At 73.1% G+C, this 16,164-nt stretch carries 11 protein-coding genes; 4 read left to right on the top strand and 7 right to left on the bottom strand.

Features of this window, described 5'->3' with window-relative positions:
• The first annotated feature begins 51 nt into the window (after positions 1 to 51).
• Together IE313_RS24275 and IE313_RS24270 are read left to right on the top strand one after the other, a co-directional pair.
• Positions 52 to 2,634 (top strand): carboxypeptidase regulatory-like domain-containing protein, encoded by a 2,583-nt coding sequence (locus IE313_RS24275; protein ID WP_189935761.1) that lies wholly within the window; start codon positions 52 to 54, stop codon positions 2,632 to 2,634.
• Positions 2,635 to 3,035: 401 nt separating this feature from the next.
• Positions 3,036 to 4,121: a Kelch repeat-containing protein gene (locus IE313_RS24270; RefSeq protein ID WP_189935759.1), complete on the top strand. Its 1,086-nt coding sequence runs from the start codon at positions 3,036 to 3,038 to the stop codon at positions 4,119 to 4,121.
• A 162-nt stretch (positions 4,122 to 4,283) separates the two neighbouring features.
• Here IE313_RS24270 and IE313_RS24265 read toward each other — a convergent pair whose 3' ends face one another.
• The gene (locus IE313_RS24265; protein WP_189935756.1) at positions 4,284 to 5,273 is read right to left on the bottom strand and encodes a helix-turn-helix domain-containing protein; all 990 of its coding nucleotides are present in this window, start codon (positions 5,271 to 5,273) and stop codon (positions 4,284 to 4,286) included.
• Between the two features lie 345 nt (positions 5,274 to 5,618).
• Between IE313_RS24265 and IE313_RS35435 the strand changes: the two genes are divergently transcribed.
• Positions 5,619 to 8,597, top strand: a complete 2,979-nt coding sequence (locus IE313_RS35435; protein ID WP_229924906.1) for a S8 family serine peptidase — start codon at positions 5,619 to 5,621, stop codon at positions 8,595 to 8,597.
• 125 nt (positions 8,598 to 8,722) lie between these two features.
• On the opposite strand, the gene IE313_RS24250 is transcribed toward IE313_RS35435, so the two are convergent.
• Positions 8,723 to 9,472, bottom strand: coding sequence for an SDR family NAD(P)-dependent oxidoreductase (locus IE313_RS24250; RefSeq protein WP_189935752.1), 750 nt, complete (start codon positions 9,470 to 9,472; stop codon positions 8,723 to 8,725).
• Positions 9,469 to 10,668, bottom strand: coding sequence for a cysteine desulfurase-like protein (locus IE313_RS24245; RefSeq protein WP_189935750.1), 1,200 nt, complete (start codon positions 10,666 to 10,668; stop codon positions 9,469 to 9,471). Before IE313_RS24245 ends, IE313_RS24250 begins: the two co-directional genes overlap by 4 nt.
• A gap of 302 nt (positions 10,669 to 10,970) precedes the next feature.
• On the opposite strand from IE313_RS24245, the gene IE313_RS24240 reads away from it, so the two are divergent.
• On the top strand, positions 10,971 to 11,900 hold the full coding sequence (locus IE313_RS24240) for a cobalamin-binding protein (RefSeq protein ID WP_189935748.1): 930 nt from the start codon (positions 10,971 to 10,973) through the stop codon (positions 11,898 to 11,900).
• A gap of 96 nt (positions 11,901 to 11,996) precedes the next feature.
• Here the strand turns inward: IE313_RS24240 and IE313_RS24235 are convergent, their stop codons facing one another.
• The 4 genes from IE313_RS24235 to IE313_RS24220 all read right to left on the bottom strand — a co-directional run bounded on the left by IE313_RS24235 (position 11,997) and on the right by IE313_RS24220 (position 16,084).
• Positions 11,997 to 12,683 (bottom strand): (2Fe-2S)-binding protein, encoded by a 687-nt coding sequence (locus tag IE313_RS24235; RefSeq protein WP_189935746.1) that lies wholly within the window; start codon positions 12,681 to 12,683, stop codon positions 11,997 to 11,999.
• A 193-nt stretch (positions 12,684 to 12,876) separates the two neighbouring features.
• On the bottom strand, positions 12,877 to 13,281 hold the full coding sequence (locus tag IE313_RS24230) for a (2Fe-2S) ferredoxin domain-containing protein (protein ID WP_229924905.1): 405 nt from the start codon (positions 13,279 to 13,281) through the stop codon (positions 12,877 to 12,879).
• A 324-nt stretch (positions 13,282 to 13,605) separates the two neighbouring features.
• Positions 13,606 to 14,055, bottom strand: coding sequence for a hypothetical protein (locus IE313_RS24225; protein WP_189935744.1), 450 nt, complete (start codon positions 14,053 to 14,055; stop codon positions 13,606 to 13,608).
• A 16-nt stretch (positions 14,056 to 14,071) separates the two neighbouring features.
• A complete protein-coding gene (locus IE313_RS24220; protein WP_506005235.1) occupies positions 14,072 to 16,084 on the bottom strand; it encodes a glycoside hydrolase family 25 domain-containing protein in 2,013 nt (670 codons plus the stop codon).
• Positions 16,085 to 16,164: the final 80 nt, after the last annotated feature.

Genomic DNA, 16,164 nt, shown 5'->3' with positions numbered 1-16,164 from the left:
CCCTCCGCGAGAAGCACGCCCCGTGCTTCTCGCCTCCTCAGACGCGGCTCGGTGGCCCTGGGTGCCGCCGTCCTGATGGTGCTGGGCGTCGAACCGGCCGTGCAGGCCGCGCCGCTCCCCGCACCGGCTCCCGCCGCCGTCCGCACGGCGTCGGGGGCACTGCCCGCGCAGGCACCGCGGGCGGCGTCCGCACAGGACGCTCCGCTGCACCTCGAACCCGTCTGCGGCACTCCCGGCAAGAACCGTGCGATGTGCTACGCACTGCGCGCCACCGGCCAGCCGACCCTCACGGGGCTCATGAAGTCGGCCGCTCCCGCCGGATTCGGCCCCCAGGACATCCAGAGCGCCTACAACCTGCCCGCCGACGGGGGCGAGGGCCGGACCATCGCGATCGTCGACGCCTACGACAATCCCGACGCGGAGGCGGACCTCGCCGTCTACCGGCAGCAGTACGGCCTGCCGCCCTGCACCACCGCCAACGGCTGCTTCAGGAAGGTCGACCAGCGGGGCGGGGTCTCCTACCCCCGCTCCAGCGACACCTGGGCCGGGGAGATCTCGCTCGACACGGACATGGTCTCCGCGGCGGCCCCGGCGGCGCACATCCTGCTGGTGGAGACGGACAACGACGACCTGCGGAACCTGGCCGCCGGGGTGGACGAGGCGGTCGCCCTCGGCGCCAAGTACGTCTCGAACTCCTACGGCAGAATGGGCGACCTCGGCACCGACCTGGCCGATTACGGCGCCTCCTACGACCACCAGGGCGTGGCCGTGGTGGCGGCGAGCGGTGACTACGGGTACGGGGTCTCGTTCCCCTCGACGCTGCCCTACGTGACCGCCGTCGGCGGCACCGCGCTCACCGCCGACCCGGGCACCGCCCGCGGCTGGTCGGAGACGGTCTGGACCAGGGACGCCTACGCACCGGGCTCCGGCTGCGCGCAGAACCAGGCCAAGCCGGACTTCCAGCACGACGCGGGCTGCTCGGGACGGAGCGTCGCGGACGTCTCCGCCGTGGCCGACAACCTCGCCGTCTACTCGACCTTCGGTTCCGGGGGCACCGGCTGGCAGCGCTACGGCGGCACCAGCGCGTCCACCCCGCTGATCACCTCGCTCTACGCGCTCGCGGGCACGCCTCGCCCCGGTACCCGGCCCAACACCTACCCCTACGCGGCCGGCGGCGCCGGCATCAACGACGTCACCACCGGCTCCAACGGCACCTGTGCCACCGCCTACCTGTGCAACGCCGGGGTGGGCTACGACGGCCCGACCGGGCTCGGCACCCCGGCGGGGCTGGCCGCGTTCCGCAGCGGCCCGCACGGCACCCTGTCCGGCACGGTCACGGACGCCGCCACGGGCGAGCCGGTCGGCCACGCGACCGTCGGCTCCGGCCTCGACCTCACGACCACCGACGACAAGGGCGCGTACACGCTGGACCTGCCCGCGGGCACGGTCAAGGACCTCACCGTGAGGGCCTTCGGCTACACCACCACGGCGCCCGTCACGCTCGGCATCGCGGACGGCCAGTCGCTGACCCGCGACTTCACGCTCTCCCCCATCCCGCGCGAGCGCGTGCACGGCAAGGTGCGGGACGGTTCCGGCCACGGCTGGCCGCTCTACGCCAGGATCGCGGTGACCGGCTCCCCCGAGGCCCCCGTCTTCACCGACCCGGTCACCGGTGCCTACGAGTTGTCCCTGCCCACCGGGGCCGACTACACCCTGGACGTCACGAGCGAGCTGACCGGCTACGTGCGGCAGGAGAACACGGTGGCGGTCGGCGGCAAGCCGGTCAAGGAGGACTTCGCACTCACCGCCGACCCGGACGCGGCCACGGCCGCGGGATACCGGCTGGAGGTCGACGGCGGCACCGAGGCGTTCGACTCCACCACCGCGGCCCCGCAGGACTGGACCGTGATCGACGCCCCGGGCACCGACAGCGGCTGGGAGTTCGACGACCCGCTGCAGCGCGGCAACCTGACCGGCGGCAGCGGAGGCTTCGCCGTCGCCGAGAGCGACAACGGCCCGATCGGCCCGCACCAGGACAGCCAACTGATCAGTCCCGCCTACGACCTGTCGGCCGGGCAGTCGGCGGAGCTCAGCTTCAGAACCGAGTACGGGTACAACCCCAACAACCAGCAGATGAGCGTGGACGCCAGCACCGACGACGGCGCCACCTGGGAGAACGTCTGGGCCTCCCCCAAGGTCAGTGACACCCGGGACCACCTGACCGTGCACGTGCCGCTCGGCCGGTACGCAGGCCAGGGGGACGTGCGGCTGCGCTTCCACTTCGTCGCCAACTGGGGCTACCACTGGTCGGTCGACGACGTCCACGTCGCCACGCGCACCCTCCTGCCCGTTCCCGGCGGGCTGACCGCCGGCACGGTCAGGGCGGCCGGCACCCGCACGGGCCTGGTGGGCGCCACGGTGTCCGACCCGCGGGACGCGGCCGCGACCACCGTCACGACCGCGACACCGGACGACCCGGCCGTCGGGGACGGCTTCTACGTGCTCTTCTGCGCGGGAGCCGGTGCCCACGACATCCGTGCCACCGCACCCGGCTACGCGACCCTCACCGAGCGGACCGAGGTGTACGCGGACCTGACGACGCGGAGGGACCTCACGCTGCGAGCCGCTCCGTGAACCGCCCCGCACGGCACCGGACCGGCCCGCCACCTCCCGGGGCCGATGTCCTGACCCGGTCCCCGCAGAACTGACGGATCCACCGCGTCCCCGCCGGGCCCGTACCTTGGCACCGGCCCGGCGGGGACGTGCCGTGCCGCGGAGTCCGCACGGCCGTCCGTCGCGACGGACGTTCGCGGATCGGCCGTCCGCGGAATGGCCGTCCGCGGAATGGCGGTCCCCGGAATGGCCGATCGCGGAATGGCCGATCTTCGTACCCCTCGCGGTTGGGATCGGCAGGCACAGGAAATGGTGCAGGGGGCTGATGGTGATACAGGGGAACACACCGTCAGATTCCTTCCGGCATCCGCGTCTCCGCCTCGTGCGGACTCGCGGACCACTTCCGCGTGAAAGGCCCTCCGTTGCGAAAAGTCACCACGCTCCGCAGCGCACGCTCCCTCTGCCTCGGTGTCGCGGCGTGTGCCGCCGCCCTCGCCCTGGCCGGCCCCGGTACGCCCGCCCTCGCCGCCGGCTCCGCCCAGCACGCGCTCCTGCCCCCGGGAGCGCGGAGCACCCATCTGACACCGGGTCAGGACCAGCGGGCGGTGGCGCCCACCGGAACCCCCGCACAACCGGCCGCGGGTGCCTGGGCCGCCATCCCCGCGTATCCGACCCCCATAGAGGACAACGTCGTTGCCGACAACGACGGCACCCTCTACTCGGTGAGCGGCTTCAACGGCAGGTCCAGAACGGCCGAGGTGTACGCCTACACCCCCGGCGGGGCCTGGAAGCAGCGGGCGAACATCCCGGTCCCTCGTGAGAACGGCTCGGGCGCCTTCCTCGGCGGCAGGCTCTACGTCACCGGCGGCTGGGGCCCCGACGGCTCGCCGGCCGCCGCGACGAACGTCTACGACCCGGCCGCCGACGCCTGGACCACCGCGGCGCCCGCACCGGCACCGGCCGCCGCGGCCGCGACGGCGGTCCTGGACGGGTCGCTGTACACCATAGGCGGCTGCACCGGAACCGGCTGCACCACGACCGACGCGGTGACGGCCTACGACCCGGCGACCGACACCTGGACCAGTAAGGCGAACTACCCGGTCAAGGCCGCCTACATCGCCTGTGCCGCGATGGCGGACACGATCTACTGCGCGGGCGGCAACACCGGCACGGCCCAGTTGTCCAGCGCCTACGCCTACGACCCGGGCAGGAACAGGTGGTCGAGGACCACCGACCTGCCCGAGGACCTGTCGGCCTCGGCCTCCGCGGCGGTGGACGGCCGCCTCCTGGTCCAGGGCGGCTTCGCCGACAACGGCCTGACGGTGACCGACCGGGGCTGGTCCTTCGACCCGGCGACCGGCGCGTGGACCGCGCTGCCGGCCGCGCCCGCCCCGGCGGCGCGCAGCGGCTCGGCCCCGGACGGATCCGGCTTCTACGTGGTCGGCGGCCGCCGGACGCTCGACTACGCCACGGTCAGCGCCGCGTCCCAGGTGCTGACCACCGGCTGACGGCCTGCGGGCACCGTCACGCCGGTGCGCCGGCGTGAGCGCGGCGCACTCCGGCCGGTCCGTGCCCGTCCCGCGCCCGCGGGGCCGGCACGGTCCGGCGCGGGCGGGTCCGGCGCGGGCCGCGTCGTCCGCCGGGACGGACACCGCCGTGCCGCGGACCCGTCAGACCAGGCCGCGGACGGCCGCCTCGAAGCCGGCCTGGAAGCGGTTCCGTGCGCCCAGCCTGGCCAGCACGGAGGCGATCCGGCGGGTGGCCGTACGGGTGCTCGTGCCCAGTTGGTGGGCGATGGCCTGGTCCTTGAGCCCCGCCTTCAACATGCCGAGCAGCACCACCTCGTCATGGCTGAACCCCGCCGCCCGCGAGACCTCCGGCGACGGGGCGCCGATCGGCTCGGCCCGCTCCCAGTACGCCTCGTACAGCTCGATCAGGGCGTCGAGCAGACCCGAGGGATGGACGACGGCCAGACTGTCGTAGACGCCTCCGACGAGGGACACCAGTGCGACGCGCTTGTCGATGATGTGCAGTTTGAACGGCAGGGTGGGCAGCATCCGGGACTGCTCGCCCTCGGCACCGAGTTCCATCAGGGTCTCGAAGCGCCCGGGCCGCTCCATGGACTGCGGGCAGTAGATGGAGCGGACCTCGATCCCCCGCGCCAGCCAGGCGCGGGTGGCGGCGCGCTCGTCGTCGTTGCTGTGCTGCGCGCCGTCCGCCCGAGCGAGGTAGGGCGGCCTGTCCAGCGCCCATATGTGGCTGCTCGCCGAGTTGGTCAGCTCCTCGACCCGGGCCGTGACCACCTCCCGGCCCGACAGCACCTCCACCAGGTTGCCGGGGTCGGTCCGCAGTTGTCCGGCACGGTAGGTGTCGGCGATGGCGTCGACCTCCGTGCGGGCCGCGCCGAAGGCTGCCTCCGCCTCCAGCCGCCGCCTGCTCAGCAGCGGCAGCAACGCGGTCTCCGGGTTCACCGCCTGGTACCGGCCGGGGCCGGTCCTGCGCAGCAGCCCGAGGCCAGTCAGACGGGCCACGCATCCCCGTACCCGGCCCTCGGTCAGCCCGCTGGCCTCCGCCACCTGCCGGGCGGTCAGGTCGGCACCGTCCAGGAACAACCGGTAGATGCGTTCGTCGGACGGGGAGATCCCCAGGGCCGTCAGCACGGCTTGTCCTCCGCATCGCGCATGGTGAAGCCTCCCGCGGCGTGGCGATCTCCGCCAACTGGCCAAATACGCCACCAGGGTATCTGGACAGCTTTCGGTCAATCGATGTTCACTTTCCACGCCGCGACGAGGAGGCCGTGGCGCCCCCACCACCCCGCCTCTCCCCGTCCTTTCCTTCCCCGGCCCCCGTCCCCCGCTCCCCCCTGCCCCGCGCGTCGACGTGCGGAGCACGGTGCCACCGAGCGGTCGAAGCACGCGGCCGGGCCATGCCCAGAGGAGGACCACGTGACCTCGACGTCACGAAGACACACCGTTCGAACAGGCAGAGGAGCCGGCACGGCCGCCATGGCCCTCGGCCGCGGAGCCGTGGCGGCGGCAGCCGTCCTGATCACCCTCGCGGCGGGCGTACCGGCCCGGGCCGCGGGGGCGCCGGCCCCGGTGCCGGCATCCGGCCACCTCACCGCCGGCCGCTACGTCGTCACCCTGGCGGACGCCCCCGTGGCCGCCTACCGGGGCGGCGTCGACCGCATACCCGCGACCGCCCCGGCCCCCGGCGCGAAGGTGGACACGACGGGCGCCGCCGCGCGCCGCTACCGCGACTACCTCACCGACCGGCAGAGCGAGATCGCCGCGTCCGTGGGGGCCAAGGTGCGCAAGCGCTACTCCGTGGCGTCCAACGGCTTCACCGCCGAGCTGAGCGCGGCGCAGGTGGTGCGGCTGTCCGGGGAGAAGGGCGTGCTGTCGGTCGCCCCGGACCGGCTGAACCGGATCGCCGACGACACGAGGTCCACCGACTTCCTCGGCCTGTCCGGCCGCAAGGGGCTGTGGTCCGCGCTCGGCGGTACCGCGAAGGCCGGCCGGGGCGTCGTGATCGGGGACATCGACACCGGCATCTGGCCCGAGAGCGCGTCGTTCGCGGCCCCCGCGCTGGGCACCGAGCCGCCGACGGCGAAGGACCCTTACCGCCCGTACCGCAAGGGCTCGTCCATCGTGATGCGCAAGGCCGACGGCGCCACGTTCAACGGGACGTGCCAGACCGGCGAGCAGTTCACGGCGGACCTGTGCAACACGAAGATCGTCGGCGCCCGGTACTTCGGTGACACATGGCTGTCGTTCAATCCGCCTGAGGCACGTGCGGACTACGTCTCCGCCCGGGACGGCGAGGGCCACGGCACCCACACCGCGTCCACGGCCGCCGGCGACGCCGACGTGGACGCCACCGTGAACGGCACCGACTACGGAACGATCAGCGGTGTGGCTCCCGCGGCGAAGATCGCCGTCTACAAGGCGCTCTGGACGGGCAAGGACGGCAAGGGCTCGGGCGGGTTCGACTCCGACATCGTCGCGGCCATCGACCAGGCCGTCGCCGACGGTGTCGACGTGATCAACTACTCGGTCGGCTCCATCCTCGAATCCGGCCTGGACGCACCGGTGCAGCAGGCATTCCAGAACGCCGCCGCCGCCGGTGTCTTCGTGGCGACCGCCGCGGGCAACTCCGGCCCCGACGCCCAGTCCCTGGACAACACCGCTCCCTGGACCACCACGGTGGCCGCCAGCACGATCAAGCCCCATGTGGCGAGGGTGCGGCTCGGCGACGGGCGCGAGTTCACCGGCGTCAGCACCACGGTGACGGAGCAGGTGGGCCCGAAGCCGCTGGTCCTCGCCGAGAACGTCAGGAACGCGGACGCGAGCGCCGCCGACGCCGCGCTCTGCCAGCCCGGCACGCTCGACCCGGCGAAGGCCGCGGGCAGCGTCGTGGTGTGCGACCGCGGCGTCAACACCCGGGTCAGCAAGTCGCAGGAGGTGGCGCGCGCGGGTGGCGCCGGCCTGGTGCTCGTGAACACCAGCGACCTCGACACCGACGCGGACCTGCACGCCGTGCCGACGGTGCACCTGAACACGCCCGACGCGACCACCGTCCGGGACTACGCGGGCACCCCGGACGCCACCGCCACGCTGGTGCCGGGCGGCACGTCCGACGAGCCGTACCCGCAGATCGCCTCGTTCTCCTCGCGGGGCCCCTCGACGCGGAACAACGGCGCCCTCATCAAGCCGGACATCGCCGCGCCCGGCGTGGGCGTGCTCGCCGCCGTGGCGCCCGCGTCCAACTCCGGTCACGCCTTCGACTTCCTGTCCGGCACGTCGATGGCCACCCCGCACATCTCCGGCCTGGCCGCGCTCTACCTGGGGCTGCACCCGAAGTGGTCCCCGATGGCCGTCAAGTCGGCCATGATGACGACGGCGGTGAACACCAAGACCGCCACCGGCGCCGTGAACACCGATGTGTTCGCGCAGGGTTCCGGCGAGGTCGACCCGGCCCGGATGCTGGATCCCGGCCTGGTCTACGACTCCTCCCGCACGGACTGGCTGGCCTACGAGGAGGGCCAGGGCATCGACACCGGCTCCGGGGTGAAGGCGGCCGACCCGAGCGACCTGAACTACCCCTCCATCGGCATCGGACGCCTCCTCGGCCAAAAGACGGTGACCCGGACGCTGACCGCCGAACGCCCGGGGACCTTCCGTGCCTCCGTCGACCTTCCTGGGATCCGCGCAACGGTCGAGCCGGCCACCCTGCACTTCGCCCGGGCCGGCCAGAAGGCGAAGGTCAGCATCACCTTCGAGCAGACCACCGCGGTCTCCGGCAAGCTGGTGATCGGTTCGCTCACCTGGACGAGCAGCGACCACACCGCGGTGCGCAGCCCGATCGCGGTCACTCCGCTGACCCTGCTCGCACCGGACCGGGTGACCGGCAGCGGCGCGGCCTCCAGCACCTCCTTCGAGGTGACGCCCGGCAACCTCGATCTGACGATCCACGGGTACGGCCCCGTCTCGGGTCCGCGGGTCAAGACCGACATCTCGGCGTCGGGCACCGCGGAGCAGGACTTCCCCTTCACCGCTCCCGAGGGCACCAAGGCGGGCGAGTTCTTCGCCACGACCGACGATCCCGATGCCAGGCTGACGATGCTGATCGCCCGCGTTCCCGGCGGCGGGCAGCCGCTCGAGATGGTCGGGGAGCTGAGCGACAACGCCCACCAGGCGAGGGTGAGCCTGCCCGCCCTGGCCCCGGGCGACTACGTGGCCATCGTCGTCGACCTCGGCGACGTCGCCGGGACCACGTCCACGCCGTTCACCTTCCAGTCGAACATCGTGGGCGACAGTTCCACCCCGTCCGGGACCCTCTCGGTCTCGCCGACCGATCCGCCCCGCGCCCCCGGCGTCCCGCTGACGGTCACCGCGTCGTGGACGGGCGTCGACACCGAGGGCCCCGCCACGGCCTACATCGGCTACCCGAACGGCGCCGGCACCCTGCTGTCCATCGGCTGACCCCGAATCCCCGCACACGCTCCCCCCGGACAGGCACCGCCGGTGCCTGTCCGGGGGGAGCCGCGCGCTTCACCCGTGTCCTGCCGCCGGCGGCTCGTGCGCCCGGACGGTCGCGGGCCGTGTCGTCAACTGCGCAGGTAGGACGCGCCGTTGACGTCGATGATGGTGCCGCTGGCGAAGGCCGCCTCCCGGGAGGCGAGCCAGAGCACGGCGGCCGCGACCTCCGCCGCGCGGGCCACCCGCCCGAACGGCGACTGCCGGCGCACCGCATCACCGTCCGGCCCGTCGAGCACCGAGCGGGCCATGTCCGTCTCCACGAAGCCGGGGGCGACCGTGCCCACCCTGATGTTCCGCGGGGCGAGCGCCACCGCCATCGACTGGCCGAAGGCGTTCAGCGCGGCCTTGGACGCGCCGTACGCCGGGCAGTCGGGCTCCCCGCGGAACGCCCCGCGGCTGGAGACGTTGACCACCGCTCCGCCGCCCGCCGCCACGAGGTGGGGCACGGCGCAGAACGTGGCGTTGGCCGCCCCGGTGAGGTTGGTGGCGAGCGTCTCCGACCAGGTCGCCTGCCACTGCTCGTAGGAGGTGGTCAGCGGCGGGTGCGCCAGGAACACACCGGCGTTGTTGACCAGCACGTCCAGGCGCCCCAGGCGCTCGGCGGCCTCGTCCACGGCACGCCGCACGGCGTCCGCGTCGGCCATGTCCGCCCGGACGGTCAGGTGCCCGTCGCCGGGCAGCGACGCCGCCACCTCCCCGGCCTCGCGCACGGATCTTTTGCAGTGCACCGCGACCCGGTCCCCGGCTTCGGCGAACGCCTCGGCGACAGCGCGGCCGATGCCCCGGGACGCGCCCGTGACCAGTACTCCCCGCCTCATCCGGCCATCTCCGCGATCCCGGCGATGAGCCGCTCGACGTCCTCGTCGTCCGAGTACGGGGCAAGACCGGCCCGTACCGCGCCCGTGTCGCCGAGCCCCAGCGCGCGCGACGCCTCCAGCGCGTAGAAGCTGCCCGCCGGCGCGTTCACGCCGAGCCGGGAGAGGCGCTCGTACACCTCCTTGCCGGGCACCGCAGCCACCGAGAAGAGGGCCGTGGGCGTGCGCCGGTCCGGCGCACCGTGCAGCCGTACCCCCCGGATGCCGGAGAGACCCTCCAGCAGCTCCGCGAACAGCTCGCTCTCGTAGTCCTCCACGGCGCGCATCGACTCCAGCACCCGGCTGCGCCGGTCCGCCGCCGACGACGCCAGGGAGGCGATGTAGTCCACCGCCGCGGTGGTGCCGGCGAGGATCTCGTACGGCAGGGTGCCGAGCTCGAACCGTTCGGGCACGTCGTCGGCCGAGGGCAGCAGCTTGTCCGGGCGCAGTTCCTCCCAGCGGTCCGGCTCCGCGACGACCACACCGTGGTGCGGGCCGAAGAACTTGTACGGCGAGCAGGAGTAGAAGTCGGCGCCCAGGGAGGCGACGTCGACCGGCGCGTGCGGTGTCAGATGCACCCCGTCGACGTACAGCAGCGCCCCCGCCTCGTGGACGGCTCCGGCGATCGCCGGTATGTCGGGGCACGTGCCCAGCAGGTTGGACGCTCCGGTGACCGCCACCAGCCTGGTGCGGCCGGACAGCACGGCACGGACGGCGTCGACGCCCAGCTCGCCGCTCGTACGGTCGAACTCCGCCCACCGCACCACCGCGCCCGAGGACTCGGCCGCCTGGATCCACGGCCGTATGTTGGCGTCGTGGTCGAGTCTGCTGACGACGACCTCGTCACCGGCGGTCCACCCGCGGGCCAGCGCCCGGGAGACGTCGTAGGCCGCCTGCGTGGCCGACCGGGTGAAGACCACTCCGCGCGGATCGCAGCCGAGCAGGTCCGCCATGGCCTGCCGGGCGTCCGTGACGATCCCCTCGGCCCTGCGCTCGGCGGCCGTCACCGTGCCGCGGTTGGAGACGCCCGAGCACATCGCCGCGGCCATCGCCTCGGCGACCTGCCGGGGCACCTGTGTGCCGCCCGGGCCGTCGAAGTAGGCCACGCCGTCCTGGAGGGCGGGGAAGTCGTCACGGATCCTGGAGACCTGGAAGCTCATGTGTCCATCCTGCCCGCAGGACCCGCGCGCCGGCGCGCGGGTCCTGGCGCTCGGGGCCCGGCGCGCGGGCCCGGCGCGCGACGGGTGGCGGCGCGCGGGTCCCGGCGGGCGACGGGTGGCGGTTGCGCGGCGACGGGCCGCCATCAGCACCGCGCGGGCCGCGGCGTCGGCGGCCGCTGCGGGGCGCCGAGAGTACCGAGAGTACCGAGAGTGCCGAGGGTGCCGAGGGTGCCCGGCGGATGCGGGCACGGACCGCGCTCGCACAGGGTCCCGCACGCCGGGCAGGCCCTAGAGTTGACGGTATGCGCATCGTGTCCCTGCTGCCCGCCGCGACCGACATCGTCGCCGAACTCGGCCTGTCCGCGCAGTTGGTCGGACGCACGCACGAGTGCGACTGGCCCCCGCGCGAGGTGGCGTCGGTGCCGGTGGTGACCGGCACCGGCCTCGACCAGGACGCCCTCAGCAGCCGGGAGATCTCGGACGCGGTCGGCGGCTCCGCGCACTCCGGCTCGTCCCTCTACACCCTCGACGCCGGGGCCCTGGCTTCCCTCGCCCCCGACGTGGTGCTCACGCAGGACCTGTGCGACGTGTGCGCGGTCTCCTACGAGAAGGTCAGCAGCACCGTGCGACTGCTGGACTCCGACACCCGCGTCCTCAGCCTCGAACCGCGCACCCTCGACGACGTACTGGAGTGCCTGGTCACCGTCGGCGAACTGCTCGGCGTACGGGAGCGGGCCGAGCAGCGCCGGGACGCGCTGCGGGCCCGTCTGGAAGCGGTCCGCGCGTCGGTGGCCGCCCGTGCCCGGCCCCGGGTGGCGGCCATCGAATGGCTCGACCCGCTGTGGCCGGCCGGGCACTGGGTGCCCGAGCAGATCACCGCCGCCGGCGGCGATCCGCTGCTCGCCGCGCCCGGTGAGCACACCGCGTCGACGACCTGGGACGCCGTGCACGCCGCGCGGCCCGACGTGGTGCTGGTCATGCCGTGCGGCTTCCCGCCCGAGCGGACCGTGCGGGAGGCCGGGTTGCTGACCCGCCTGCCCGGCTGGTCCGACCTGCCCGCCGTACGGTCCGGACGCGTCTGGGTCCTGGACGGGCCGTCCTACTTCAACCGTCCCGGTCCCCGCGTGGTGCGCGGGGCGGAGGTACTGGCCCAGGTCCTGCACGGGGTGCGGGCCGGGGACGCGGTGACGGCGGCCGAGGCACGTCCGTTCCCCGGCGCGACGGGCCCGTGAGGTGATGCCCACCCGGGCGGCGGCGGCCGGGCCTGCACCGGTCTCCCGCGGCGCACCCCGGCGGCCGCCGGCGCGTACTGCCGCGTCCGGTGGCCCTCAGCCGGTCAGGCAGCAGTCCCCGCACTTCCCACCGCCCGGGAGGCGGTAGTATAGGCAGCAGCTCCGGCGGCGGAAGGCCAGGCCGGGGCCGGTGAGGTGGCCGGTGCCCGCGAGCCGTCCGGTGCCGAGCAGCTCCGTCGTGAGTCGGATGAGGGGGGCGCGCAGGTTCGGGCGGGCCGCCAGCAGCACCGCGGCGGAACCGACGAGTGCGGAGGCGGCGTTCCCGTCCAGCAGTCGTGGAGCGATCTTGACGCCGAGTCCGCTTTCGAATGCGCCCAGCAGGCCCATGACCTGCTCGTTCAGAGCGCCGGCGAGGTGCGGGAGCCGGTCGGCGCGCCAGCCGGCCGGCCGGGGCAGCCGAAGGTCCTGGCCGTCGTCGGCACGCTGCACCTCGGTCAGGTCGGGAACGATGCCGTGGAGCAGCGTGCAGGCCAGCGCGGGCGACCAGAGGCGTGCGGCGTGCCCCAACTGGGCGATGGAGACGCCGACACGCGGTTCCCGGGTGCCGTACCGGGCGGTGACGGCCCCGGCCATGTCGGCGAAGCCGCGGGCGTAGGACTGCCGGACGGGGTGCCAGCCCCGGCCGGGACCGGCGACCCGCAGGGCGAAGAAACCGCCCAGGGCCGCCACGTCGTGCAGGGCCGCGGCCACGGCCGCCGTGGTCGCCCGCGCGGATCCGGACATGTCGGGATGCCTCCTTCTCCGGGTCGGTTCGGCGGGAGGGCGTCATCCGGTCCGGGCGGATGGCGTCTTCCGGTCCGGGCGGGAGGGCGTCCTCCTGAGCTGTTCGGCTGGGGTGGGTCCGGAGGGAGTCCGGGGGGTGCCCCCTCGCCCCGGCCCTGCGGCGGGCACCGGGGTGCGCCGGGGCTGCGTGGCCTCAGGGGGACGTGCGGCCCCGCGGCGGCGGGAAGGCGTACAGGTCGAGTATCTCCGGCGGCGGCGCGACGCCGGGACCGCCCGCGGCCACCCAGGAGATGATGTCCTCGGTGGCGTCCGGGTCGTTGACCAGCCCCAGCCAGACCGGCCGCGCACCGGCGGCCCGGCCGGCGGCGGAGGGCTGCACGACGATGACGTTGGCCCGCTCGCACACGTCCAGACAGGCCGAGACGCGCACCGGGACCGCCGCCCGCAGACGCGCGGTCTGCGCGGCGTGGTCGACGCCGGCCACCTTGGGGCTGCCGCAGCAGCAGTCCCGGCACACGACGACCCGGCACGGTGCAGCGCGGTCCCCCGCGCCCTGCGCCGCGTGATCGCGCGCCCTTCCGGCCGGCCTCGCGGGCATGCCGCACCCTTCCTCTCTCCCGGGAGATCCGCCCCCGGGGTGTGCCGAGGAGGCGACCGCGTGGGCCGCCCGGCTCCCGGGCCGTGCCGATCCCGGTCCCCCGCCGCCCGCGGGCAGCGGCCCGCCGGGGCCGCTCGCCGGGCACGGGCACGGGACCGCACCGGACGCACACCGACCGCCTCGGATCTCCGTCGCCTTGTCGCCGGTCATCATCGCATCCGGATCACACGGCGTCACCGGGGCCGCCCGCCCGGTTGGGCACGGGCCCGCACCGCGCGGGCCGGTGGCGTGCAGCGGCAGGACGCCGTGACCGGCCGGCCGGGTTCAGGCCCCGTTCCTGCCCCGGGGCACGCGGGTGAGGGGTGCGACGGCGAACCACAGGAGGACGGCGGCAGCGGCCAGTGAGACGGCGGCGCAGCTCACGACGGCCGGATTGACCCATGCGGGGACCAGGTCGACATGCGCGTTGCACTTGCTGTGCAGCGGGAACAGCTTCCGGAACTCGCGGGCATGGGCCTGCCAGTAGGCCGCGTCGTAGTGCTCGTGATGGACGAACTGGCATGCCTCCCTGATGTCCAGGCCCCCGCTGAACGCGCCCCGGAGCCAGGACGCGAGGCCGGCGAGGAGCGAGACGGAGCACACGCGTGCCCACCACATCGGGCGCCGCCAGGACCCGGTTCGCAGACCGCCCGCGATGCGCAAGAGGTTCCACAGGTTCCACACCAGCCACACGAGAAGGATCACCGCCACGGCGATGGCCCCGGCTTGCTTCATACCGCTGCTCTACCTGCTAGGTCCGGGCGGAGCGTGTGCGCGCCGCTGTGAGGTACTTTTCGTGGTTCTCCCGGTAGAGGGACGCGTTGCGCTTCTCCATCCCCAGGCGAGCCAGTAGGGCGTCGACGAAGCCCTGCTCGAAACTGCCGAGCTTCTCGGGGCCCCCGGGGAGGCTCGCGTAGTCCGCCGGGAGTGCTGCTCCGGCACCGGTGATGAGGTAGACCTGGGCGGCTGACAGGGTTGCGTCCAGTGTGGTCAGGGCCTGGTGGGCGGAGGACTTGCATGCTGCGGCACCGCCCCACCTCCGGGTGAAGTAGTCGTTGAAGCGGCTGAGGCCGAGGCCACCGTTGTAGTGGTCCTTCACGGCGTCGACGATGTTCCTGCCGCCCCGGACGGCCCGGGCGAGATGATACCCGTCGGCGTCCTCGATGAGGTCGTTGAAGCCGAATGACGAGGCGACACCGGGGACCGCGAGCTTGTCGTGGGCGAACTGCAGGGGGTCGGCGTACTGCTCTTCCGAGTTGCGCCAGTCGGCCCAGAACGTCATCAGGTCACCGGCCCAGCCGCCCACGTCCCCTCCGTTGGCGGTGCCCTTGTCGGCCGGCTGGTCGGTCAGCAGGTGCGCGTTGGCCGTGGCCATCATGTGCTCGGCACCGAGTTGGTAGCCGGTGTAGGGGTCGGTGAAGGACTCCCTGATCTTCATGCCGTTGGAGTTGCAGTAGTCCACGAACCCGGTGTCGTAGCCGCCGATGAGGTACCACCAGCCGAACTTGTTCAACGGGCCCTTGTTCCCGTACGTGTAGTGGCGTATGTACTCCATGACGAGCTGGCTGCGCCGCTGGCCGCCGGCCCCGTAGGCCCCGGCAAGGTCGTACAGCCGTTGGACGTAGGCGATGAAGTCGTCGGCAGGTCCACCCGCGCCCTTCACCGAGGAGACGCCGTGGTCGATGCCGGAGACGACGTCGCGGTCCAGGTCGAACGTGTCGGAGCCGGTGGCCACCTGGAATTCCTTGATCTGGTTGAAGGACCAGTTCCGCGGGATGGGGAAGCCGAGGTTCCCAGAGAACCCCCACGACATGCCGGAGACGAACGAGAAGCGTGCGAACGTCTCGTTGCTGACCGTGCTGCAGACGTTCCTGGAGCCGTACACCCCGTGCGTGTACACCTTGCCCTGGCCGGCGAGGGCGGCCTGCACACCGTGGAAGTACGGCACGACGGCACTTCTGATCTCCTCGCCGGTCGCGTCGTAGTCGACGGCGAAGTAGATGGTGGTGCCCCGGTTGAAGCCGTAGCCGGCGGCGCACTTGTGTGCGTTCAGACCGTGCTGGTAGCCGTTGCTGTAGGTGAAGTCCGCGAGCTGGCGTGCGTTGTCCTGGTAGATCGGAAAGACCGCGAGGCCGTTGCTGAAGATGGTGTCCAGCTCACCCGGCTTTATCTCCTTGTCGAGGGTGGAGCCGGGCGGGTCGTAGATGTAGCGTCCGACGAACCGGTAACCGTTGTCGTACAGCCACTTGGCGCGGGAGCTGGTGATCTCGAACCGTGTGTCCGATCCGGTCGCGGGACGGTCGGGGTCGCCCATGGAGACCAGGAGCTGGGCCCAGGTCCGGTAGTCGCCGCTGCCGTTGTCGGTCAGTAGGTTGAACCGCTGGAAGACCGAGACCCATTCGGTGAGGCCCGAGTCGTAGGACGACCGCCAGGTCGTCTCGACGGGGTCGCCCTCCGTGTCGTAGGTCGGGGAGTTGAAGACGCACGCGGCGGAGAAGAGCTGGACGAAGACCCCGGAGTTGCCCTGGGTGAGGGTGTGCGCCTTCAGACCCTCCTGGGTGGCGGGGCCGAAGTTGCCGTTGGGGGCGGAGATGCCCAGCTCGTACTGGAGAGCGATCATCAGCGACTTCTGGACGTCGCGGGAGTAGATGCCGTCGCAGGGGCCGAGGTTGTAGGCGTCGCGGGTCCAGTAGCCTCCGTTGAGCCACTGCTGGATCGCGCGGATCCCGTCGGAGCCTCCGGCCACGACGACGTAGGCGTCCATGTTGAGGGTGGAGTGCCATGATCAGGGAGTTCATGGTCCCCCAGCCGGTCTGTCCGTCCTCCGCGCAGCGCACATAGCCG

The organism is Streptomyces sulfonofaciens (assembly GCF_014656295.1).
Classification (GTDB): domain Bacteria; phylum Actinomycetota; class Actinomycetes; order Streptomycetales; family Streptomycetaceae; genus Streptomyces; species Streptomyces sulfonofaciens.
Note: the sequence above shows the minus strand (reverse complement) of the source record. Positions and strands in the feature narration are given on the sequence as shown.